The 19,773-nt window shown below is 61.6% G+C and carries 25 protein-coding genes; 18 read left to right on the plus strand and 7 right to left on the minus strand.

What is annotated here, in order from left to right; genetic code table 11:
• Positions 1-26: 26 nt before the first annotated feature.
• Entirely contained in the window at positions 27-389 is a 363-nt protein-coding gene (locus tag H8B02_RS00605) for a hypothetical protein (RefSeq protein WP_229164037.1), read from the minus strand.
• Between the two features lie 63 nt (positions 390-452).
• On the opposite strand from H8B02_RS00605, the gene H8B02_RS00610 reads away from it, so the two are divergent.
• The 3 genes from H8B02_RS00610 to H8B02_RS00620 all read left to right on the plus strand — a co-directional run bounded on the left by H8B02_RS00610 (position 453) and on the right by H8B02_RS00620 (position 3,123).
• Positions 453-1,472 (plus strand): GlxA family transcriptional regulator, encoded by a 1,020-nt coding sequence (locus tag H8B02_RS00610; protein WP_229164042.1) that lies wholly within the window; start codon positions 453-455, stop codon positions 1,470-1,472.
• 165 nt (positions 1,473-1,637) lie between these two features.
• A complete protein-coding gene (locus tag H8B02_RS00615; RefSeq protein ID WP_229164044.1) occupies positions 1,638-2,771 on the plus strand; it encodes an alpha-hydroxy acid oxidase in 1,134 nt (377 codons plus the stop codon).
• A 148-nt stretch (positions 2,772-2,919) separates the two neighbouring features.
• Positions 2,920-3,123 carry a hypothetical protein gene (locus H8B02_RS00620; protein ID WP_229164046.1) on the plus strand — a complete coding sequence of 68 codons (204 nt, stop codon included), beginning with the start codon at positions 2,920-2,922 and terminating at the stop codon, positions 3,121-3,123.
• 13 nt (positions 3,124-3,136) lie between these two features.
• On the opposite strand, the gene H8B02_RS00625 is transcribed toward H8B02_RS00620, so the two are convergent.
• Positions 3,137-3,322: a hypothetical protein gene (locus H8B02_RS00625; RefSeq protein WP_050419149.1), complete on the minus strand. Its 186-nt coding sequence runs from the start codon at positions 3,320-3,322 to the stop codon at positions 3,137-3,139.
• Positions 3,323-3,553: 231 nt separating this feature from the next.
• Between H8B02_RS00625 and H8B02_RS00630 the strand changes: the two genes are divergently transcribed.
• The gene (locus H8B02_RS00630) at positions 3,554-3,907 is read left to right on the plus strand and encodes a phasin (protein WP_021080362.1); all 354 of its coding nucleotides are present in this window, start codon (positions 3,554-3,556) and stop codon (positions 3,905-3,907) included.
• Positions 3,908-3,936: 29 nt separating this feature from the next.
• Here the strand turns inward: H8B02_RS00630 and H8B02_RS00635 are convergent, their stop codons facing one another.
• Positions 3,937-4,197 carry a hypothetical protein gene (locus H8B02_RS00635; protein ID WP_229164047.1) on the minus strand — a complete coding sequence of 87 codons (261 nt, stop codon included), beginning with the start codon at positions 4,195-4,197 and terminating at the stop codon, positions 3,937-3,939.
• Between the two features lie 196 nt (positions 4,198-4,393).
• On the opposite strand from H8B02_RS00635, the gene H8B02_RS00640 reads away from it, so the two are divergent.
• Positions 4,394-4,696 (plus strand): hypothetical protein, encoded by a 303-nt coding sequence (locus tag H8B02_RS00640; protein WP_229164238.1) that lies wholly within the window; start codon positions 4,394-4,396, stop codon positions 4,694-4,696.
• A 99-nt stretch (positions 4,697-4,795) separates the two neighbouring features.
• Here H8B02_RS00640 and H8B02_RS00645 read toward each other — a convergent pair whose 3' ends face one another.
• Both H8B02_RS00645 and H8B02_RS00650 read right to left on the minus strand, forming a co-directional pair.
• Positions 4,796-4,981 (minus strand): hypothetical protein, encoded by a 186-nt coding sequence (locus tag H8B02_RS00645; protein ID WP_229164048.1) that lies wholly within the window; start codon positions 4,979-4,981, stop codon positions 4,796-4,798.
• A 390-nt stretch (positions 4,982-5,371) separates the two neighbouring features.
• A complete protein-coding gene (locus tag H8B02_RS00650) occupies positions 5,372-5,611 on the minus strand; it encodes a hypothetical protein (RefSeq protein ID WP_229164049.1) in 240 nt (79 codons plus the stop codon).
• A 340-nt stretch (positions 5,612-5,951) separates the two neighbouring features.
• On the opposite strand from H8B02_RS00650, the gene H8B02_RS00655 reads away from it, so the two are divergent.
• The 6 genes from H8B02_RS00655 (at position 5,952) to H8B02_RS00680 (ending at position 9,842) form a co-directional block, all read left to right on the plus strand.
• The gene (locus H8B02_RS00655) at positions 5,952-6,188 is read left to right on the plus strand and encodes a hypothetical protein (RefSeq protein ID WP_229164050.1); all 237 of its coding nucleotides are present in this window, start codon (positions 5,952-5,954) and stop codon (positions 6,186-6,188) included.
• A 4-nt stretch (positions 6,189-6,192) separates the two neighbouring features.
• On the plus strand, positions 6,193-6,486 hold the full coding sequence (locus tag H8B02_RS00660; RefSeq protein WP_212310240.1) for a hypothetical protein: 294 nt from the start codon (positions 6,193-6,195) through the stop codon (positions 6,484-6,486).
• 87 nt (positions 6,487-6,573) lie between these two features.
• Entirely contained in the window at positions 6,574-7,002 is a 429-nt protein-coding gene (locus H8B02_RS00665) for a GNAT family N-acetyltransferase (RefSeq protein WP_229164051.1), read from the plus strand.
• A 437-nt stretch (positions 7,003-7,439) separates the two neighbouring features.
• A complete protein-coding gene (locus H8B02_RS00670) occupies positions 7,440-8,597 on the plus strand; it encodes an acyl-CoA dehydrogenase family protein (RefSeq protein WP_376711580.1) in 1,158 nt (385 codons plus the stop codon).
• Positions 8,598-8,604: 7 nt separating this feature from the next.
• On the plus strand, positions 8,605-9,159 hold the full coding sequence (locus H8B02_RS00675; protein WP_229164055.1) for a flavin reductase family protein: 555 nt from the start codon (positions 8,605-8,607) through the stop codon (positions 9,157-9,159).
• Positions 9,156-9,842, plus strand: coding sequence for a TetR/AcrR family transcriptional regulator (locus tag H8B02_RS00680; protein ID WP_229164057.1), 687 nt, complete (start codon positions 9,156-9,158; stop codon positions 9,840-9,842). The genes H8B02_RS00675 and H8B02_RS00680 overlap by 4 nt, the downstream gene beginning before the upstream one ends.
• A gap of 6 nt (positions 9,843-9,848) precedes the next feature.
• Here the strand turns inward: H8B02_RS00680 and H8B02_RS00685 are convergent, their stop codons facing one another.
• Positions 9,849-10,724, minus strand: a complete 876-nt coding sequence (locus tag H8B02_RS00685) for a polysaccharide deacetylase family protein (protein WP_312000582.1) — start codon at positions 10,722-10,724, stop codon at positions 9,849-9,851.
• A 16-nt stretch (positions 10,725-10,740) separates the two neighbouring features.
• Entirely contained in the window at positions 10,741-11,835 is a 1,095-nt protein-coding gene (locus tag H8B02_RS00690) for an LLM class flavin-dependent oxidoreductase (RefSeq protein ID WP_229164062.1), read from the minus strand.
• Positions 11,836-12,002: 167 nt separating this feature from the next.
• Between H8B02_RS00690 and H8B02_RS00695 the strand changes: the two genes are divergently transcribed.
• From H8B02_RS00695 to H8B02_RS00725, 7 genes are all read left to right on the plus strand, one after another.
• Positions 12,003-12,884 (plus strand): FAD binding domain-containing protein, encoded by an 882-nt coding sequence (locus H8B02_RS00695; protein WP_229164063.1) that lies wholly within the window; start codon positions 12,003-12,005, stop codon positions 12,882-12,884.
• Entirely contained in the window at positions 12,881-13,366 is a 486-nt protein-coding gene (locus H8B02_RS00700; protein ID WP_229164064.1) for a (2Fe-2S)-binding protein, read from the plus strand. The genes H8B02_RS00695 and H8B02_RS00700 overlap by 4 nt, the downstream gene beginning before the upstream one ends.
• On the plus strand, positions 13,363-15,753 hold the full coding sequence (locus H8B02_RS00705) for a xanthine dehydrogenase family protein molybdopterin-binding subunit (RefSeq protein WP_229164065.1): 2,391 nt from the start codon (positions 13,363-13,365) through the stop codon (positions 15,751-15,753). The genes H8B02_RS00700 and H8B02_RS00705 overlap by 4 nt, the downstream gene beginning before the upstream one ends.
• 65 nt (positions 15,754-15,818) lie before the next feature.
• The gene (locus tag H8B02_RS00710) at positions 15,819-17,072 is read left to right on the plus strand and encodes an ABC transporter substrate-binding protein (RefSeq protein WP_229164067.1); all 1,254 of its coding nucleotides are present in this window, start codon (positions 15,819-15,821) and stop codon (positions 17,070-17,072) included.
• Between the two features lie 54 nt (positions 17,073-17,126).
• The gene (locus H8B02_RS00715; protein WP_229164068.1) at positions 17,127-18,011 is read left to right on the plus strand and encodes a branched-chain amino acid ABC transporter permease; all 885 of its coding nucleotides are present in this window, start codon (positions 17,127-17,129) and stop codon (positions 18,009-18,011) included.
• Between the two features lie 7 nt (positions 18,012-18,018).
• Positions 18,019-19,005 carry a branched-chain amino acid ABC transporter permease gene (locus H8B02_RS00720; protein ID WP_229164070.1) on the plus strand — a complete coding sequence of 329 codons (987 nt, stop codon included), beginning with the start codon at positions 18,019-18,021 and terminating at the stop codon, positions 19,003-19,005.
• Positions 19,002-19,772, plus strand: a complete 771-nt coding sequence (locus tag H8B02_RS00725) for an ABC transporter ATP-binding protein (RefSeq protein ID WP_229164072.1) — start codon at positions 19,002-19,004, stop codon at positions 19,770-19,772. Before H8B02_RS00720 ends, H8B02_RS00725 begins: the two co-directional genes overlap by 4 nt.
• The last annotated feature ends 1 nt before the right edge of the window (position 19,773 follow it).

Below are 19,773 nucleotides of genomic sequence, written 5' to 3' on the forward strand. Positions count from 1 at the left end.
GACCCTCTCGGCGGCGCCCGAGCACTTCAGAACTTCCGCCGTAAAGAAGCCGTAGAGGCCGCGGCCTGATGCGCCGGGAGTACTTCTGTCCCGCTGCGATAGATTCCAAGTCCGGCCGACATCTGTAGGATGCGGTAGACCGAGAAGGCGACGAGGCCGGAGCCGTCATAGACGAGGATCAGGCTGTACTTCTGGTCGAAGGGTGAGGAGGTTGCCGTCCAATGCGGCTCGGTGGCCAGCCAGTTGACGGCAATGATGCCGTTCATGGCGTCCATCAGCGGCTGGCGGTCGCGGGCTTCGATCCGGGAGGCATCGGGTAGACTGTAGACCGCGTAATCCGCCCAAGGCGATTTGATCGCCTCGTATCCGCTGCCCAGATTTCGCGACATGGCAGAACTCCAGAATTCCATTGCAAGCTATACAGGGCAGCCTCGAATGGCTTAAAGGACAATATGCCCTCGAAAACTGCCAAGCCGCCCCGGCCCGAGCCGCGCGACAAGAAAGCGACGCGGCGGATCGCGATCGTTGCCTTTCCGGGCGTGACCTTGCTTGACATCTCGGGGCCGGCTCAGGTGTTCGCGGAGCTGGAGGCGATCGAACTGCCCGGGCCGGACTATTCGCTGTCCTATCTGTCGACTTCAGGCGGCTTGGTACCGACTGATGTCGGCATGATGATCGACACGGCGCCGATCGCCGGTGTTGCGCCCGCCGAGGTCGACACGCTGGTGATCCCCGGCGGACCCGGCATCTGGAAGATCCGCAACGACGCCGAGTTGATGAACTGGATTGCGGAGGCGCTGCCGAAGGCGCGCCGTATCGCATCAGTCTGCCTTGGTGCATTTGCGTTGGCCTGGACCGGGATTCTGGACGGCAAGCGTGCTGCAACGCACTGGCGCTATTGTCCGCGTTTGCAGGACAGCTTTCCCGACATCCGCGTCGAGCCCAACGCGATTTTCGTCAAGGACGGACATGTCTGGTCGTCGGCGGGTGTCAGCGCCGGCATCGATCTGGCGCTCGCGATGATCGAGGAGGATTTCGGCCACACCATCGCGCTCGATGTCGCGCGCAGACTTGTGGTGTTTCTGAAGCGGCCGGGCGGTCAGAGTCAGTTCTCGACCGTCCTTGCGGCCCAGGCGTCGGACGTCGAGGGACGCTTCAGCGCGCTGCATGCCTGGATCATCGAAAACATCACGAGCGACCTCAAGGTCGAGACCCTCGCGGAAAAGGCCGGGATGACGCCACGCACCTTTGCCCGGACCTATGTAAGCCGCACCGGCATGACACCTGCTAGCGGTGTCGAGGCGCTGCGCGTTGAGACCGCGCGCTTGCTGCTCGAAAGCCGCCAGATCGGCGGCGTGGTCGAAGTCGCCAAGCGCGCGGGATTTGGCGACGACGAACGAATGCGGCGGGCCTTCCTGCGCCACCTCGGCGTGTCGCCGACCGAGTACCGAAACCGGTTTTCGGGCAGCTAGCTCGCGTCGGACGGCTCAGTTCGGAGCCAGCCGCTTCGTTTCGAAACCCGATCCATCTCACAAGCGAATAGCTGGCCTTCGCTGGCCGGATTCGTCGGTCAAGGTGGTAGCTTTTCCGGTTTGTCTGCGGCTAATGTGCCGGCCAAATCGGGAGAAGAAACGACCATGAATGACGGGACCCCCATTCAGCAGGCGCGCAACGTCGAACTCGGTGCCAGCGGCGAGGAATTCCAGAACCTGCACGAATTCGCGCAAAAGGCCCGCGCCAGGCTGAATCAGAACGCCTGGGACTACATCGTCGGCGCATCGGAAACCGAGACCACGATGCGTCGCAATAGGATGGCGCTCGACGAGATCGCGTTCCGGCCGCGCGTGCTGCGCAACGTCATCAATGTAAATCCATCCACCGAGGTCTTCGGCCGCAAGCTCCGGCTTCCCGTGATGATCGCGCCGGTCGGCGCACTCGAGATCTTCGATCCGGATGCCGGCGCAGCCGTCGCGCGCGGAGCGGGAACGTTCGGCGCGGCGCATATGCTGAGCTCGGTGTCGGAGCCGGGGCTGGAGAATACCGCCAAGTCGGCGCCCGACGCCTTGCGCATCTTCCAGCTCTATGTGCGCGGCGACGATGCGTTCGTCGAGGATGTGGTCAGCCGGTCCATCGACAACGGCTACGCCGCGTTCTGCCTCACCGTGGACACCGCCCATTACAGCCGGCGTGAGCGCGATATCGCCAAGCGCTATGTCCGCGAAAGCCGCATCCGCGCCACCGGCGGCGATTTCCAGAAGGGGCTGGAATGGCGGACGGTGAAGTTGATCAAGGACAAGTTCAAGATCCCGCTCATCCTGAAGGGAATCGCCACCGCGGAAGACGCCAAGATCGCGCTCGATCACGGGGTCGACTGGATCTATGTCTCAAATCATGGCGGACGGCAGCTCGACCACGGCCGTGGGTCCATGCATGTCCTGCCCGAGATCGTTCAGGCCGTCGCAGGCCGCGCCAAGATCATGGTCGATGGCTCGATCTGCCGTGGCACTGACATCGTCAAGGCCATCGTCTCGGGGGCCGACCTTGTCGGGATCGGCCGTCTGCAATGCTGGGCGCTTGCCGCGGCGGGCGAGGCAGGCATCGTCCGGATGCTTGAATTGCTGGAGGACGAGGTGATCCGCTGCCTTGGGCTGCTCGGCGTCACCAGCTTCGCCGAACTGGACAAGTCCTATCTGCATCCGGCGATGCCGACCAATCTGCCGAGCGTGTTCAGCGCATTCCCGCTGCTCGATATAGATCCCTACCGCTACTGAGCCGCGCCGCTACGAAGACATATGGAGTGATGACGCGATCGGAGCGCCGGGCACCTCGATCGCGCCGGCTCGCCGTCTATCTGTGGTGTCCATGAAGCCGCCGCGGCAAAGACAAAGTCTGATCCAAATGCCGCACTAGTCGAAGCGAATGGCAAACAATCCATTCGCTGAATTTTCACTTGAGCGCGCGATCGCCTTGCGCTGGACCCTCCGTGACATCCAGGCCGGCCGGCTCAAACTGTCGCCGGTCAGCGACGAGGATCTGGGCGTCCTCATCGAACTCGGTCTGGTCGAACTGTATGACGGCGAGCCCGAGTTGACGGAGGCGGGGGCCTCCGTGCTGAACGACTGAACGGGCCGATAGCCTAGCGCGCGTTCAGGAAGCTTTCGCCGGAATTGCACGGCGCGCACTGATAGGTCAGCACGTCGTAGACTTGGTCGCGCGGCTCGATCAAGGCGAGCCGCATTTGCGTGCCGCACTTCATGCACGGCATCTCTATGCTGGTCTTGAAACGGGTGCAGGTCGGTGTTGGACGAACGGCGCGCAGCATCGGATCCCCTTATTCCCCACAAGAGACGCGAACGCGACCAACGACGAGGCCGAATCACTATGCCACAGTGCTGACATGATTGGAATCGGCCTGCGGTGCAGTCCGGTCGCTGCTAGGTAAATTTTCCTCGGCTGCAAGGATGAGTGGGCCTCTCATGGTTTGGCGATACGGCGCTGACGCCGTCACAATCTATGCTAACCTTGGCAGACGCTTTTTTCAGGGGGCGCGATCATGATTGAGCCGAAGCTTGAAGTTCCCGCCGAGTTGCGTGATCTGGCGGAAAAGACCATCGACCAGGCCGAACAGGCCTTCAGCCTGTTCTTTGATGCCGCGAGCAAGTCGATGACGGCGATGCCGGGCACCGGGACCGAGATTTCCAAACAGGCGCTGTCGTTCACCGAGCAGAATATGAAGGCGGCGTTCGAGCACGCGCGCAAGCTCGTGCATGCGACCGATCTGCAGGAGGCGATGCGGATCCAGTCGGAATTTCTGCGCAGCCAGTTCACCAATGCCGGCGAACATATGCGCCAGATCAGCGGAAGCGTGATGTCAGCCACCAAGGACGCCACGAAGGGCAAGTTCTAGGGCAGGCGGCCTTCGCGGCGCGTCGGCGTCTAGCGCCGGCGCGCGACCGCGACGCCGAGCAGAAACGCGACGAACAGGCTTGCGAGCGGCGCTTCGCGCGCGACCGCGCTCACGGTGGCGAGGACGCCGCCCGGCCGGCGCGAGGTTGCGATCGCGTCGCTGAGGCGATCGGCCGCCGCTCGAAGTCCGTCCGACACCTCCGTGATGGTACGCGAGACGTCCGTCGCGGTGTCGATCGCCCGCTCACCGAGTGTGGGCTGAAGCGGAGACTCGGGTGTTTCAGAGCTCATGGGCCGTGCCGCGATTTCACTAAAGGTGGGGTGGCCGTTACCTTGGCTATCCGCGCGTGCGCGTGGCGACGGCCACATATCGGGGAAATTCAGCAGCTGCGGATTGGTTCCAGCAACATGCCTCGCTTTCACGTCGCGGAACCGGAAACTTACACGCCGGTTGCGGCTTGTTTCCGTGGAGGAGACGATGATGACAATGCAGGCGCATGGCATATCGGATGGTCGTTCGGTCAAGCATCGAAATCGGCACGGCGGAACGCCGCTGCTGATCGTGGCCCTGGTTGCGATCCTCGGCGTGCTGGGCATGCTGATGGTCGACCACGGTCCGTGGAGCGAGCCGAAGGTGCAGCCGGCCGCTTCCGCCAACTATTCAACGACCGGCGAGGCGGCACGTGCGGCGGGCGCAAAGGTGATGCCGACCGAGCCCAAGACACCGATTGAGCCTGAGCCACCCGGTCCAAAGCCCGCTCAGCCGGCAAATCCGAGCACACCGCAATAGATGCGGGCGTTCTTGAGATTGCATCCGACGCAAAGTGCAGGAATTGACTCGTCGGGCAAATCAGCAGCACAGAGCTATAGTCGAAATACTGCGGGACGATCAGCGCACGCTGACGAGCATGCCCCACGCCGCGGCGAACCCGGCACCGACGAGAACCAGCACCGGACTGTCGCAGAAGATACCGCCATACTGGCACATGGCGGTACCGATCGAACCGATCTCATGATGGCCCGCTGCATAGAACAGGCCGGACAGGACCGCGAGCACGGCAGCAACGAAATACATCGGCGCTTCCTCCTTGCAATCTAACTGCGGCGCGGGTCGACCGACGCGAGCCAAAACTGTCCTGATGTCGATCCAAATGTTGTGAGCCACTTGTCCGCTTGACGCGTCGGGCAACTCAGCGGCACACTGACATCATCGCAACAAGCATACGGCCGATCGGCGCAACGCGTGTTGCGATTCCGGATCATGCGCCAACTTTCGGTCGAAGCGGTTTCTCACCGTCGAAGCCGACGCATCACATTTTACCGATCGCATTCAGCTCGCAAAAACGTTTGACACGTCGGGCAACTCAGGGGCATAATCCGAAAATCAGAAATTGTTGAGCCCGCGCGGAGCAATCCGCAGCGGGCTTTTTTTTGCCGTTTCACCAATCGGACGGCGGCCGCAACGTCACGACGCCACATCCTCCCGTCGCTTGAGCGTCGCAAGCGAGCCGCCGTCCGAACCCATTGAAACGAGCACAAAATTGGCCGGTGCGCGCGAACGCGCCGGTCCTGCGGCGCGGCGAAAGCCGGCGCCGCCCGCGGCCCCGCTCGTCAGGGATAAGGTTCGCGCCCCAAAGATCGCCGCCCGCTGCGCGATCTGCCGCACATTCCATTCGATGGCCGCATCTCGCGGACGGCCGATCAACGAGGTTGCATGACCGCCTATCTCATATCGCTCGCTCGCGGGCCTGATCACGATTGCATTGTCGGAGTTTGCATGAGCGCAGAGATCATACACCGCCGGCTTCGACCAGACCGCTGAGCCCATCCAGCGGACAGCCGATGCGATATCTGCCGCCGTATCTTCATTCACTGAGCTGCGGCGTCTTCGGCCGGTTCGGCACCGGCGGACAGTTTTCGGCGGGATCTGCTATATCGTCGCGACCGCTCTCGGGGCGCGCCCTCGTCCATGACCGTTCAAGCGAGATGATCACCGCTCGGCACCAGGCGGGCGTCCGATCCGATTTGCCTTACCGAGAGCAGCCTTGTCGATCCTGAAAATTCCAACCGCAAAAGTGTTCGAGCCGCTGCTTCAGCCGGCGCGCTACAAGGGGGCATTCGGCGGCCGAGGATCGGGAAAATGCGTGATCTGGGACAAGGTTCTCGGCCTGGGGACGACGCCGCAACTCGCGGGAGACGTGAGCACCTGGGCCGGCATGATCATGGGCTTCTACTTCGGAAAGCGTACGTTTGAGAATGTCGCCCGCATCATACGAAGGTGATCCCATGCGCGAAGCCGATGTCAAAGCAATCGTGATGGAAACGCTGATTGAACAGGATCGGGTGCGCAGAAGCGACATCGATGCCGTTGTGGTCAAGACCATCGCGACAGTCTTGACTTCATTTGGATTTGAGGAGGGGGACCGACGAGAATTGCGCGCGGACTTTCAGCACCTCCGGCGATGGCGAAAGAGTGTGGAGCAGGCGCAAAGCTATACTTTCAAGGCGGTGATCACCGTGATCGCTACCGGCTTTCTCGGCGCCGTTTGGTTGGGGATCAAAGCCACGCTCGGAAGGTAATTCGTGTTGCAGCTGGAGTGGGCGCATCTCTCTCCAGACTGGAGAACCAGGTACCTTGGCGGACAATAGAATCTCGAGGTGCGAACAATGTACAGGATACGCGAGGTTGATCCGCAGGACGAAGAGGTCGCGGATGCGCTCGCCGAGCTTCATCAGCTGACCTTCTGCGATGGGACTCGTGTGCCCGACTTCGAGCAGGGGTATTGGTGGATTGCTTTTCATGGGCTAATGCCGATTGCATTCGCGGGCGTCGTTCCGTCAACCCATGTTGCCAACGCCGGATATCTGTGCCGCGTCGGGGTCGTGATGCCGCACTGCGGCCACGGCCTGCAAGTGCGGCTCACTCGCGCGCTGGAAGCGCGCTCGCGGCGCTCCGGCTGGAAGGCGATCGTCTCGGATACGACAGACAATCATTTCTCGGCCAACAACTTCATCCGGCAGGGGTATCGGCTCTTCGAACCGGCCTCGCCCTGGGCATGGCAGCACACGCTGTATTGGCGGAAGCAGCTCGTCTAGATCTTGCGAGGTGGATTTGACCGTTGCCGAAAGTTCGACGACGTAGAGCGCCCGGTGGTCGATTGGCCGCCGGGCTTTTTGGCGTTCTGGTTCGTGGGCCGCACCCTTCGGCAAGCCGCCGTCGTTGGCCGGAGCTTGGCCGCGCATCGAATCTTTGACGGGAGAATGCTAGAGTGCCGCGTCCCGCGCGGACGAAACATGGCTGAGAGCGTTCCCCTCACCGGACGCCCGGTGGCGGCAGTTGAGAGTTCTGCGCCTTGAATTCGCCGGACGCAGCTTGCGCGTCTTGATATCTGGTGATCGCTCGATAAACTGAGCCGAACGACCGGTCGCGCGAATGTTTCGGAGATCGAACGAAGGAAGAGACCATGATTGAGGTTGGCCGCGGGCTCGACACCAAGGTGCCGCCAGGGTCAGATCGGGATCATTATTCGCTCATGGTCGCACGAGCCCGAGCGCTGGCACCGGCTCTGCGTGAACGGGCGGCGCGGACCGAGGAGCTGCGCCGTCTGCCGCCCGAGACCGAGCGGGATCTACACGATAGTGGCCTTTTCCGGATTTTGCAGCCCGAGCGCGTCGGAGGCAGTGAGCTCGACTATGTTGCGTTGGTCGATTGCGCCGACGCCCTGGGGCAGGGCGACGCCTCGGTCTCCTGGAACTTTGCCAATCTTGCGAGCCACCACTGGATGCTGGGTATGTTCGCGCCCGAGGCGCAGAGCGCCGTGTGGGGCGAGAATCCCGATACACTGATCGCGTCTTCCTTTGTTTTCCCGGCAGGACGGGCCATGAAGACAAGTGGCGGTTATTTGCTGAGCGGTCATTGGCCGTTCTCGTCCGGGGTGGAAGCGTGCGGGTGGAACATGCTCGCGAGCGTGGTTGCCACGGATGATGAGGCCGACGGCGTCGAGTATCGGCTCTTCCTGTTGAACAGACGGGACTACAGCATCGACGATACCTGGAATGCGGCAGGCCTGCGCGGAACAGGATCGAACGATGTGCGAGTAACTGACGCATTCGTTCCCGAGCACATGACGGTTGGCATCAGCGATCTTGCGGGCGGTGCAACGCCAGGCAGCGTCGTCAATCCGAACGCGCTCTACATGCTTCCGGTTTTCTCGCTGTTCCCCTATGTGCTGTCTGGGGTCGGTCTGGGAAATGCCCAGGCTTGCCTTGATGATTACGTCGAGATCGCGCGACACCGTGCCTCGACATACAATCGGGCCAAGCTCGGCGACCTGCAGAGCACACAGATCAAGATCGCCGAGGCTTCTGCGAAGATCGATGCCGCACGGCTGATCATGCGCACGAATTGCGTTGATGTGCTTGCAGAGATTCGGCGTGGTGATATCCCCAGCATTGCGGCGAAGACGAGGCTCCGGCGCGATGGCGCGTTCGCTGTCAATTTGTGCACCGAAGCCGTTTCTCTTCTGTTCGCAGCAAGCGGGGCGCGCAGCCTGTTCACCTCGGGAGCGCTGCAGCGCCAATTTCGCGATGCGCATGCAGTGAACGCGCATCTCGCCTTCAATTTCGATGCGGCGGGCACCAACTATGGGCGAGTAGCTCTTGGGCTGCCGTCTGAAAACCTGACGCTTTGAGGTTGGGATGTCCGACTCACCCAAACATCCGCCGGATCCGGCCAATGAACTCGCAAGCGACAGCTCGACGATCGATCCCCGTGACTTCCGCCATGCCCTCGGTATGTTTGCGACCGGTGTGACGATCGTCACCGCGATGTCGACCGAAGGACGTCCGTACGGAATCACTTGCAATTCCTTTGCGTCGGTGTCGCTCAACCCTCCACTCGTGTTGTGGAGTCTGGGGATGTTTTCGCAGGGACTGCCGATCTTCCAGAATGCCAGTCATTTCACGGTCAACGTTCTTGACGCGTCGCAGCAGACGCTGGCGATAAAGTTTGCCAGATCATCGGGTGACAAATTCGCCGGTGTGAGTTGGTCACCAGGCCTCGGGAACGCCCCCGTGCTTGCCGACGTGGTCGCGAATTTCCAATGCCGGGCCGCCAACCGCTACTACGGCGGCGACCATGTCATTTTCCTTGGGGCGGTGGAGGCCTACGCCTATAACCGGAATAATCCGCTGCTGTTCGCGCAGGGAGGTTTTGGCCGGTTTCTGGCCGACGATGACGGCAACGCCTCATGAATCGAAAGACGCCCGTCAAGCGAACTCGTGCCAAGCAGAGGCGGCTGTCGGCCGACGATCGTCGCAGTGAATTCGTCACCAAGGCGACAGAGCTTTTTGCGGAGGAGGGGTTCGGCGGCGGCACGCGTGCCCTCGCTCGCAGGCTCGGTGTGACGCAACCGTTGCTCTATCGCTACTTTCCGAGCAAGGACGATCTCATCAAGGAGGTCTACCGCAAGGTCTATCTCGAGCCCCTTGAAATCGGCCGGGAAAAGTTGCTCTCCGACCGGTCGCGTCCACTCCGCGTGCGGCTTCAGGAATTTTACGAAGGCTACACGGACGCAATCTTCAACCGAAAATGGCTGCGGATCTATCTCTATTCAGGCCTGAAGGGCCTCGATATCAATCGTTGGTATGTTGGCATGGTCAAGGACAAGATCCTGACACGCATTGTCAGGGAATGTCGCCACGACGCCGGCCTCGCCACGCAGAGCAGGCCCAGCGCGGCCGAACTGGAACTGGCCTGGGTGTTTCACGGTGGCATCTTCTATTACGGTGTACGCAAGTACATCTACGAAGCGCCCGTCCTCGAGGACAAGGCGCAGATGATCAGTGATGCGCTGGATCTCTTTCTTGCGGGATTTGAGAGGATGGCGGAGAGCGCGACCGATCGTCGGGGGGCGCCGATCAAGGTCGTCGGCTGAGCCGGATTACTTTGCCGCCATCTGGTCCCGATACCAATCTCCAATCTCGCTCGCCGTCATGAGCGCGACGCCGTCATGGCCTATCACGTAATCGAGCAGGGCCTCCAGATACTTGATTCGATGTGGTACCCCCGTGATGTAAGGATGCACCGAGATTGCCATGATCCGCGCGTTCTCTGCGCCTTCGAGATACAGCCGATCGAACTGGTCGGTACAGCGCGTCAGGAACTGTTCCGAGGGCAGGTGCTGTAGCGCGTGAATGACAATGTCGTTGGTCTCGACAGAATAGGGAATCGTCGTCACAGTTCCGTGCGGTGTCGCGATGTCCTGAGGAAGATCGTCGATCACCCAATCGGCCACGTATTCGATCCCGTTGAGGCGCAGCAGATCGAGTGTTTCTTCGGTCTCGGTCAGGCCGGGGCTTTCCCACGATCGCGGCGGCTTGCCGGCAAATGAGGCGATCGTGTCGACAGCACGCTTGATCGCATCCGCCTGGTTCTCGACCTTGTGCATTGGGCCCTGGACGAACCCATGCCCCATGAATTCGAAGCCCGCCTCGCGCGCCGCCGACGCCACGCGCGGATAGCTGTTGCAGACGTTCGCATTCGTAGCCAGCGTCACTGGTATCTTTCGGTCGGTGAGGGCTTTGAATTGCCGCCAGAAGCCGGCGCGCATTCCGTATTCATGCCACGACCAGTTCGGCACGTCAGGCAGCAGCGGCTGGCCCATCGGTGGACTCAGCACGGTGCGCGGCATCGCATTTTCGATACGCCATTCCTCGACATTGAGGATGACCCAGACAGCAAGCTTCTTGCCATCAGGCAACGTCAGTTTCGGTCGGTCGATCTGAGCCTGGTACGGAATGCGATCAGTGAAAGCCACGTCGAAACTCCTTAGGTCACACGGATGATCCGACGGCGGCGTTGATCTGTGGCAAGACCTTCTCGGCCATCAGGATCATCGATTGGCGGCCAAGCTCGCGATCCTTCCAGTCCTTGCCGGCATAGAGCAAGGTGCCGAAGGTGCCGATCTCTTCCTGAAATGCCAGCAGCTGATCGGCCACGCTTTCGGGCGTGCCGTAGACGATCAGCTTGTCGCAGATCGATTCGAGGGTGACCTCCGCGTCAGGTTGGTCCCGCCGCGTCTTGAACAGTTCGAGCCGGCCGCCGCGCTTCAGCTTCGTGAACAACTGGTGATAATAGTACACGTAGGGGCTATCGGGCGACGTGGCATAGGCCTTCGCGGTTGCTGCGTCCTTTGCAACGAACACGCTCTTCGCAACGCGCCAATTGGAGGGGTCCGCTGTCCGGTTCACACGCTCGCAACCCTCGACGTATTTGGGCCAGTGGCTCTTCACCCAGGCAGGCATCAGGAAGTTCGCCGAAATCGGATCCCAGCCGCGCGCAGCGGCTTCCGTGACGCCTTTTGAGAACGGCGCGACCGCGGTCACCACGATTGGTGGGTGAGGCGTTTGCAATGGGCGGGCAATCAATCCCTGGCCAATGTCCTCGATCAGGGTTCGCTGGACCAAGACATTCCAATATCTGCCCCGCAGATCATAGGGCGGCTTGCCTGCCCAGATATCGAGAACCTGATTGATCGCCTCCAGGAACATGGCATTGCGGTCGGCATCGAGATTGCCGAACGCCTCGGCGTCGGACAGTAGTCCGCCGGGGCTTATTCCGAGTATGAAGCGGCCATCAAGCATGTGATCGAGCATGGCGACGGATGCGGCGACCGCTGCCGGATGAGTGTTCGGCATGTTGATGGTGCCGGTTCCAAGCTTGATCTGGCTGGTTGCGGCTGCGACCCAGGCAATGAACGCGATGCTGGAGGTGATGTTCTCGGCTTTGTCGGTGACATGCTCGCCGACATACGCCTCCGTGAACCCGAGCTCGTCCGCGAGCAGGAAGGCCTCCCGATCCTCCCGGAGCGATTGCCGCCAGTCCTTATCAAGAGGGTGGATCGGCATCGTAAAGAATCCGAGCTCCATGATCGCCCCCCCGCGCGTTGAACTTTAGTTGGCAGGAACCTGCGTCCTTCCCAGGGCGAAGACAAGCCCCGCTGCACAAATAATCACTCGATAAACAAACTTGACCTTTGAAGAGGGCGGCCCTCTAATCGGGCAAACCAAAATTCGGCCCGGGAGGCCACGCCCACATGAAAGCTGCGGCTTTCGCCTACGCCCGCGCGACCAGCGTCGTGAATGCGCTGGAGTTGCTTGCCGCGCATGGCGACAAGGCGAAGGTTCTGTCGGGTGGCCAAAGCCTGATGCCGGCGATGAACCTGCGGCTCATCTCCCCGGACATTCTGGTCGATATCGGTGGCCTCACCGAGTTGCGCGGCATCGCGGTGAGAGGAGATCTGCTGGTCGTTGGCGCGCTGACGCGGCATGTCGACCTGCTCAGGTCGCCGGAGATAGCGCTGCACGCGCCGCTCTTGCGGGATGCGGTCGCTCACATTGCCCATCCCGCGATTCGCAACCGCGGAACAATAGGCGGTAGCCTCGCCCATGCCGATCCGGCATCGGAGCTGCCAGCCTGCGTTGTCGCGCTTGACGCCACGATCGTTGTTCGCGGCCCGACGGGCGAGCGCCGGATTGCTGCGACCGAATTTTTCAGGGGCATCTACGAAACGGCGCTGTCGCCGGACGAATTGCTTGTCGCGATCGAGGTACCAGTCGCGGGCCAGGGCTCGACATTCTTCTTTCAGGAGTATGCCCGACGGCATGGTGACTACGCCATCGTTGGTCTTGCGGCACGTGCTGTTGTTGCAACTGGCAGGTTCACGGATCTTCGGCTCGGCTTCTTTGCGATTGGCGACCGGCCTCTGCTAGCGGCGGCCGCAGGTAGGTTGATCAATGCATCCGTGACCTCTGCCTTGCTTGCTGATGCCGCGACAGCGCTGGCCGATGAACTCGATCCACAGGAGGATCAGCAGGCTACCGCGGCGATGCGCCGACATCTTGCTACGGTCTTGCTCCGGCGCTGCGTGGCCGCATTGCTGGTGCGGCCCGAACTCGAAGCGGGAGTAGCCAGGTGAGTCTTCCAGTAGCGGTTTCGCTTCTAGTCAACGGCGAGCCCATTGATGCGCTTGTATTGCCGCGTCTCAATCTCGCTGATTTCCTTCGGGAGAATATGAAGCTGACCGGAACCCATGTCGGTTGCGAGCACGGCGTTTGTGGTGCCTGCACGGTCCGGATTGATGGCGAGATCGTCCGCTCCTGTCTGATGCTGGCGGTCCAGGCGCAGGGGGCGTCAGTCGAGACAATCGAGGGGCTGTCCGACAGCGGCGAAATCGCCGATCTTCAGGCGGCCTTTCGCGAACGCAATGCATTGCAGTGCGGCTATTGCACGCCCGGGATGCTGATGACGGCGCAGGACCTGTTGAAGCATTTGCCCGCGCCTGATCGTCAAGCGATCCGCGAGCATCTTTCCGGCAATTATTGCCGCTGCACCGGCTATCAAGCCATTGTGGACGCGGTGGAGGCGACAGCCAAGACGCGCGCGGAGCGGCCGGCATGACGGTGACCCGTGCGCCAGCAGAGACACTTTCGGTGCTCGATCGCCCGAATTCCTATATCGGCAAGACGGTGCCACGGCCGAACCTCGACAGGTTGCTGCAAGGGCGTGGACAATACGTCAGTGACCTGGAATTGCCGCGGATGGCGCACGTGGTTTTTCTACGGTCGCCCTATGCCCACGCCAGGATCGTGGCGATCGACGCCGACGCGGCACGGCGCATGCCTGGCGTCATGTCCATCGTCACGGGTCGAGAGCTTGAGCCTGTCATCACGCCGTGGGTCGGCGTACTCTCGCATCTGAAGGGATTGAAGTCGGCGCCGCAGCATGCGATCGCGATCGATCGGGTTTGCTGGCAGGGCGAGGCGGTCGCGGCGATTGTCGCAACCAGCCGTGCGGCAGCCGAAGATGCCATGGAGCAGATTGCCGTCGATTACGAGGAACTCGAGACGGTCACGGACATGCGCACCGCGCTCGATCCGGCAACGCCAGTCATTCACACCTCGCTCGGTGACAACCTCGCCTTTGAACGGACTCTCGATGCCGGCGATGTCGACCAAGCATTGTCGGATTCCGAGGTGGTCGAGGCCGACTTTGTATTCGGGCGCCACACCGGCGTGACGCTCGAACCGCGGGCGGTGGTTGCCGACTGGAATGCAGCCGAGGCGCGGCTCACGATCTATCAGGGCACGCAGGCGCCTCACATGGTGCAGAACATCGCAGCCCTGCATCTCGGACTAAGCGAGGCGCAGGTCCGGGTGGTCTGCAAGGATGTCGGCGGTTCATTCGGCATCAAGGTTCACATCTACGCCGACGAAATGGCGACCTATGCGCTGTCCAAGCTGCTACGGCGGCCGATCAAGTTCGTAGCCGATCGTGTCGAGAGCTTCAACACGGACATTCACGCCCGCGATCATCGATGCAGGGGCCGGATCGGCGTCAGGCCGGACGGCACTATCACGGCCTTCGAGATCGACGACCTGACGGGGATCGGTCCCTATTCGATGTATCCGCGCACCAGCGCCATCGAGGCAAATCAGGTGGTCAATCTGGTTGGCGGGCCGTATGTCACCCCGAACTATCGGGCGCGAACGCGAGTCGTCTTCCAGAACAAGAACGTGATGTGTCAGTACCGGGCGGTCGGACACCCGATCGCCTGTTCGGTCACCGAGGGTCTGGTCGACCTTGCCGCAGCGCGGATTGGTATGGACCCCGTCGAGATCCGCCGGCGCAACTTGATCCCCGACGATGCCTATCCCTGTGCGTCACCCTCCGGCATGAAATTCGAGCAGCTTTCGCATCATGCCTCGTTGGCCAAGCTGTTGCAGATGATGGATTACGACGCATTGCGTGCCGAGCAAGCGGCATTGCGCGCCAGAAATATTCACCGGGGTATCGGAATCGCCAGCTTCATCGAGGTCACCAATCCCAGTGCTGCCTTTTACGGCGTCGGCGGCGCGAAAATCTCGTCGCAGGATGGCGTTGCGGTTCGACTCGACGCGCAAGGCTCGGTGATCTGCCAGACCAGCATCACGGAGCAGGGGCAAGGGTCGGAATCGCTGACTGCCCAGATCGTGGGCAGTGTGCTGGGCGTTTCGATGGAGCGGGTCCGCGTGATACTGGGCGACACCGACAACACGCCCTATGGCGGCGGCACCTGGGCCTCGCGCGGTGCCGGCATCGGCGGCGAAGCCGCGCTACAAGCCGCCAAGGCTCTGCGCCAGAATATCCTGGATGTCGCCGCGGCCATCCTGCAATCGACGCCGGGCGGGCTCGATATCGTCAACAACAGCATCGTCAATGCCGGCGACGGTGCGTCGCGGATCGAACTGAGCGAACTGGCACGGATTGTCTATTTTCGGCCGGATACCCTCCCGCCGGGCATCCAGCCTGAGTTGATGGCGACCCGACATTTCGTGCCGCGCCAATATCCTTTTGCGTTCACCAACGGGGTACAGGCCTCATGGCTTGAGGTCGATACCGAGACCGGGTTCGTGACGCTGCTGAAGCATTGGGTTGTCGAAGACTGCGGCACCATCATTAACCCGCAACTGGTCGACGAGCAGATCCGGGGCGGGGTCGTCCAGGGGCTCGGCGCGGCGCTGTTCGAGAAATGCATCTATGACGAGCGCGGCCAGCTGACCAACGCCAACATGGCGGACTACCTGGTCCCGATGTCCGGCGAGATGCCCGATATCGAGATTGGCCACGTGGTGTCTCCGACGCAGGAGTCGGAGCTGGGAGCCAAGGGGGCGGGCGAGGCAGGGACGGCCGGTGCGGCAGCTGCGGTTGCCAACGCGGTCAACGACGCGCTGCGGCCGTTCGGCGCAACAATTACCGAGATTCCGCTCACGCCTCAGGTTATCCTGACGGCCTTGGGACGAATCTGAGGTGGAGACGTTCCGGCAAAGATAACGATAAACAAAACACAGACAGTTCTTGGGGAGGAATAGTCATGACGAACAAGGTCACCAAAGCTGGATCGATATCGCGGCGTCGTCTGCTGACGACGGCAAGCGCCGGCGCCGCTCTCGCCGTCTCGCCTTTTCGCATCAATTTGCTCAAGGCCGAGGAAGCAGCCATCAAGATCGGCTTCCCTGTTCCCTTGACCGGTCCGTATGGTGCCGAGGCCCAGGACCAGGTGCGGGCGGGTCAGCTCGCTGTCGCCCAGTTCAATGATGCTGGCGGTCTCAACGGCCGCAAGGCCGAGCTCATCGTGCGCGACGACAGGCTCAATCCCGGTGAGGCGGCAACGCGGACATTGGAGCTGGTCGAGAAGGAGAAGGTGAATTTCGTCGTCGGCAGTCTGTCCGCGGCAGTCCAGCTTGCGATCAACAACGTCACCAAAGAGCGCGGCGTCATCTTCAATTCGATCAGCCAGTCCGACGCCATCAACGAGGCGGCCGACTTCAGCAAGCACACATTCCACGAAGCGTTGAACCCGCACATGACGTCAGGCGCGGTCGGCCGCTATGCCTTCGCCAAATTCGGCAAGAGGGTTGCGTTTCTCACGGCGGATTATGCCTACGGGCACGAGATGGTTCGCGGCTTCCTCGAGGTCGGCAAGGAATTCAACGTCGAGAACCTCGGCGACATCCGCCATCCGCTGGGAACGACTGACTTCTCCACGCTGCTGCCGCGTCTCCAGGCGCTGAAGCCCGATATTCTGTGCATCAGCAATTTCGGCCGGGACCAGCAGATCGCGCTGAAGCAGGCGACCGATTTTGGCATCAAGAAATCGATCCAGATCATCGCGCCGCTGCTCTCGCATGCCAGCCGCGTCGCGGCTGGCCCCCAGGCATTCGAAGGCGTCGTCGGCGGCTGCTCGTTCTACTGGGGTATCGAGGACAAGTTCGCCTCGACCAAGGCGTTCAACGATGCGTTCCGCAAAACGTACGACGGCAAGTTGCCCACCGATTACGGTGCGCTCGGCTATGGCGGTGTTCGGACCGTGCTCGAGGCGGTCAAGGGCGCCGGCAGCGTCGAGACCGACAAGGTCGTCGCTGCATTGGAAGCTCTGAAGTACGACGACTACAAGGGGCCGCAATATTATCGCAAATGCGACCACCAGTCGGTGCAATCGGTGCTCGTGATCAAGTCGAAATCCAAGGACCTGCGGAACGAGTCCGACGTGTTCGAGGTTCTGTCGACCGAAGAGCCCAACGAGAAGAACCTGCGTACCTGCGAAGCGCTCGGCCACAAGAGCTGAGCTTATGCGACGGCGCGCGCCACCGGGCGGTGCGCGCCGTGCTGAGGGGGACAAATGGCGGGCCTGAGCTTTGACCTGATAGCGCTGCAACTGTTTGCCGGGCTGGCGCTTGGCGCCATCTATGTGCTGTTTGCGATCGGCCTCTCGCTGATCTTCGGGATGTTGACGGTCGTCAACTTCGCCCATGGCGCGTTCTACATGGTCGGCGCTTATGTCGGGCTCTATCTGATCTCGATCGGGGGCAATTTCTGGATCTGCCTCGTGGCCGTGCCGATCGCAATCGGACTGTTCGGCCTTGCCGTCGAGCGCGTGCTGATCCGGCCGCTTTACGGCCGCGGCATCGACTATCCGCTGCTGCTGACCTTCGGGCTCAGCTACGTGATGGTCGAATGCGTGCGCATTGCCTTTGGCAAGACCGGCTATCCTTTCGACACGCCCGAGGTTCTGCAGGGCGCCGTCGACATCGGCGTCGGCTATTTCCCGCTCTACCGGCTGTTTGTGATAGGCGCGACGGCCGTCGTGCTGCTGGCGCTCTGGCTGTTTCTGGAGAAGACCAGCTTCGGGCTGATTATCCGTGCCGGGGCGCGCGATCCGCAGATCGTCCGTGTGCTTGGGGTCGACGTTTCCAAGATGTGGTTGATCGTGTTCGGCATAGGTACCGCGATCGCGGGTTTTGCCGGCCTGCTGGCCGCGCCGCTTCAAGGCGCCATTCCGGAGATGGGCGGCACGATCCTCGCCGAAGCCTTTGTCGTGACCGTGGTAGGAGGGATGGGGTCGATCGGCGGCGCCGTCCTGGCAGGACTGCTGGTCGGTGTGGTGGTCAGCATGACCTCGCTATTCGCACCCGAGATGGCCAAGGTTTCGATCTTTGCCTTGATGGCGATCGTTCTGATCGTTCGCCCTCAGGGCTTCTTCGGCCGCGCCGGATTGATGAGCTGAGCCCGGCATGACCGAAACCCCTCAATCGATCAAACAGCCCGCTGCCGCGACGGGCAGTTGGTATGAGTTCGCGACGCGGCATCGTGCCAGCATTGTCGCAGCGGTCATCCTGGTTTTCCCGCTGGTGATGCCTTTCACGGCTCTTGCCGTGAACATCCTGATCTATGGGTTGTACGCCCTCGGCTTCAACCTCGTGTTTGGATATCTAGGTCTGTTGTCGTTCGGTCATGCGGCGCTGTTCGGGACCGGTGCCTACCTCTGTGGCATCGCCATCGTGCACTTCGGCTGGCCGTGGTATGCGGCGATCGCCGCCGGGGTTGCCGGCGGATTGTTGATGGCGCTGCTGATTGGCGTGCTCGCGATCAGGACCCGCGGCATCTACTTCGCCATGGTCACAATGGCGTTGTCGCAATGTGTCTACTACCTTTTCTACCAGGCGGTTGACTTGACCGGTGGCGAAAACGGCCTTCGCGGCATCAACGTCCGCACCATCGATCTGTTCGGCTTGCGGATCGATTTCATCAATCCGATGATCCGCTACTACGTCATCGCGGCTTTTGTGATCGCCGCATTCTTTGTGATGTCACGCATTCTGGCGTCACCCTTTGGCGCCGTGATTGAAGCGGTGCGCGAGAACGAGATGCGTGCACGCGCGTCCGGCTACGACGTGACCCTGACGCGATTGCTGACCTTCGTCCTGTCGGGCGGCTTCTGCGGCCTTGCGGGTGCATTGCAGGCCCTGCATTTGTCGATCGTTCCGATCGAAATCTTGCATTACGAGACCTCGGGCCTGGTCGTGATGATCGCTCTCCTGGGCGGTATGGGCACGTTCTTTGGGCCGATGGTCGGCGCTGCGGTGTTCCTGGTCCTGGAGAATGTGGTCTCGGTGTGGACCGTTCACTGGCAACTGATCGTTGGCGCCATCTTCATTGCATGCGTGCTGTTCTTCCCGGCGGGCATCTGGGGCACGCTGATCGCGCGGGGCAGACGATGAGCGCCGCAGAAGGTCAGGCAGGAGATATCATTCTGCGCACCAGGGGCGTCGGCAAGACGTTCGGGAAGATTGTCGCCCTCAACAATATCTCGGCCGAATTTTCCAAGGGAGCGATCACCTCCATCATTGGTCCGAACGGGGCTGGAAAGAGCACTTACTTCAACCTGCTGTGCGGCGCCTTTCCGCCGACGAAGGGCAGCGTTGAGTTCGAGGGCAAGGATGTCACCGGACTGCCGCAACACCGCTTTGCGCATATGGGGATCGCGAAATCCTTCCAGATCACCAGCGTGTTTCCGCAGCTTACGACACGAGAGAACATCCGCGTCGGTCTGCAGGCGCTGGTGTCGCGATACGACATCTGGCGTCCCCGTGCGCGCCTGACCGAACTTGTCGAGCGGGCGGACGAACTGCTGGCGCTCGTCGGGTTGTGGGAATCCCGGGAACGCGCGGCCAAGACGCTGGCCCATGGTGAGCAGCGGGCACTGGAAATCGGCATGGCGCTTGCCAGCCAGCCCCGCTTGCTGCTGCTGGACGAGCCGACGGCCGGCATGAGCCCGGAAGAAACGCGGATCATGATGGATCTGATCGTGAAACTCGCCAAGGAGCGTACGGTCATTCTCGTCGAGCACAAGATGAAGCTGGTGCTGGGCATCAGCGATCGCATCCTCGTGCTGCACCACGGAGAACTGCTGGCCGAGGGAACGCCGCAGGAAGTCCGGCAGAACGAGGCGGTGAAGCGGGTCTATCTCGGCCAGCGGGAGCACTGAC

The organism is Bradyrhizobium altum, from assembly GCF_020889705.1.
Taxonomy (GTDB): Bacteria; Pseudomonadota; Alphaproteobacteria; order Rhizobiales; family Xanthobacteraceae; genus Bradyrhizobium; species Bradyrhizobium altum.

Bases quoted from the DNA above. Each gene is read 5' to 3' on its own strand.
- H8B02_RS00695 (WP_229164063.1), top strand. From the start codon at position 12,003: ATGAAAGCTGCGGCTTTCGCCTACGCCCGCGCGACCAGCGTCGTGAAT.
- H8B02_RS00625 (WP_050419149.1), bottom strand. From the start codon at position 3,322: ATGCTGCGCGCCGTTCGTCCAACACCGACCTGCACCCGTTTCAAGACC.
- H8B02_RS00610 (WP_229164042.1), top strand. From the start codon at position 453: ATGCCCTCGAAAACTGCCAAGCCGCCCCGGCCCGAGCCGCGCGACAAG.
- H8B02_RS00705 (WP_229164065.1), top strand. From the start codon at position 13,363: ATGACGGTGACCCGTGCGCCAGCAGAGACACTTTCGGTGCTCGATCGC.
- H8B02_RS00630 (WP_021080362.1), top strand. From the start codon at position 3,554: ATGATTGAGCCGAAGCTTGAAGTTCCCGCCGAGTTGCGTGATCTGGCG.
- H8B02_RS00640 (WP_229164238.1), top strand. From the start codon at position 4,394: ATGCAGGCGCATGGCATATCGGATGGTCGTTCGGTCAAGCATCGAAAT.
- H8B02_RS00620 (WP_229164046.1), top strand. From the start codon at position 2,920: ATGGCAAACAATCCATTCGCTGAATTTTCACTTGAGCGCGCGATCGCC.
- H8B02_RS00605 (WP_229164037.1), bottom strand. From the start codon at position 389: ATGTCGCGAAATCTGGGCAGCGGATACGAGGCGATCAAATCGCCTTGG.
- H8B02_RS00690 (WP_229164062.1), bottom strand. From the start codon at position 11,835: ATGGAGCTCGGATTCTTTACGATGCCGATCCACCCTCTTGATAAGGAC.
- H8B02_RS00645 (WP_229164048.1), bottom strand. From the start codon at position 4,981: ATGTATTTCGTTGCTGCCGTGCTCGCGGTCCTGTCCGGCCTGTTCTAT.
- H8B02_RS00680 (WP_229164057.1), top strand. From the start codon at position 9,156: ATGAATCGAAAGACGCCCGTCAAGCGAACTCGTGCCAAGCAGAGGCGG.
- H8B02_RS00615 (WP_229164044.1), top strand. From the start codon at position 1,638: ATGAATGACGGGACCCCCATTCAGCAGGCGCGCAACGTCGAACTCGGT.
- H8B02_RS00675 (WP_229164055.1), top strand. From the start codon at position 8,605: ATGTCCGACTCACCCAAACATCCGCCGGATCCGGCCAATGAACTCGCA.
- H8B02_RS00715 (WP_229164068.1), top strand. From the start codon at position 17,127: ATGGCGGGCCTGAGCTTTGACCTGATAGCGCTGCAACTGTTTGCCGGG.
- H8B02_RS00665 (WP_229164051.1), top strand. From the start codon at position 6,574: ATGTACAGGATACGCGAGGTTGATCCGCAGGACGAAGAGGTCGCGGAT.
- H8B02_RS00710 (WP_229164067.1), top strand. From the start codon at position 15,819: ATGACGAACAAGGTCACCAAAGCTGGATCGATATCGCGGCGTCGTCTG.
- H8B02_RS00635 (WP_229164047.1), bottom strand. From the start codon at position 4,197: ATGAGCTCTGAAACACCCGAGTCTCCGCTTCAGCCCACACTCGGTGAG.
- H8B02_RS00670 (WP_376711580.1), top strand. From the start codon at position 7,440: ATGGTCGCACGAGCCCGAGCGCTGGCACCGGCTCTGCGTGAACGGGCG.
- H8B02_RS00660 (WP_212310240.1), top strand. From the start codon at position 6,193: ATGCGCGAAGCCGATGTCAAAGCAATCGTGATGGAAACGCTGATTGAA.
- H8B02_RS00720 (WP_229164070.1), top strand. From the start codon at position 18,019: ATGACCGAAACCCCTCAATCGATCAAACAGCCCGCTGCCGCGACGGGC.
- H8B02_RS00725 (WP_229164072.1), top strand. From the start codon at position 19,002: ATGAGCGCCGCAGAAGGTCAGGCAGGAGATATCATTCTGCGCACCAGG.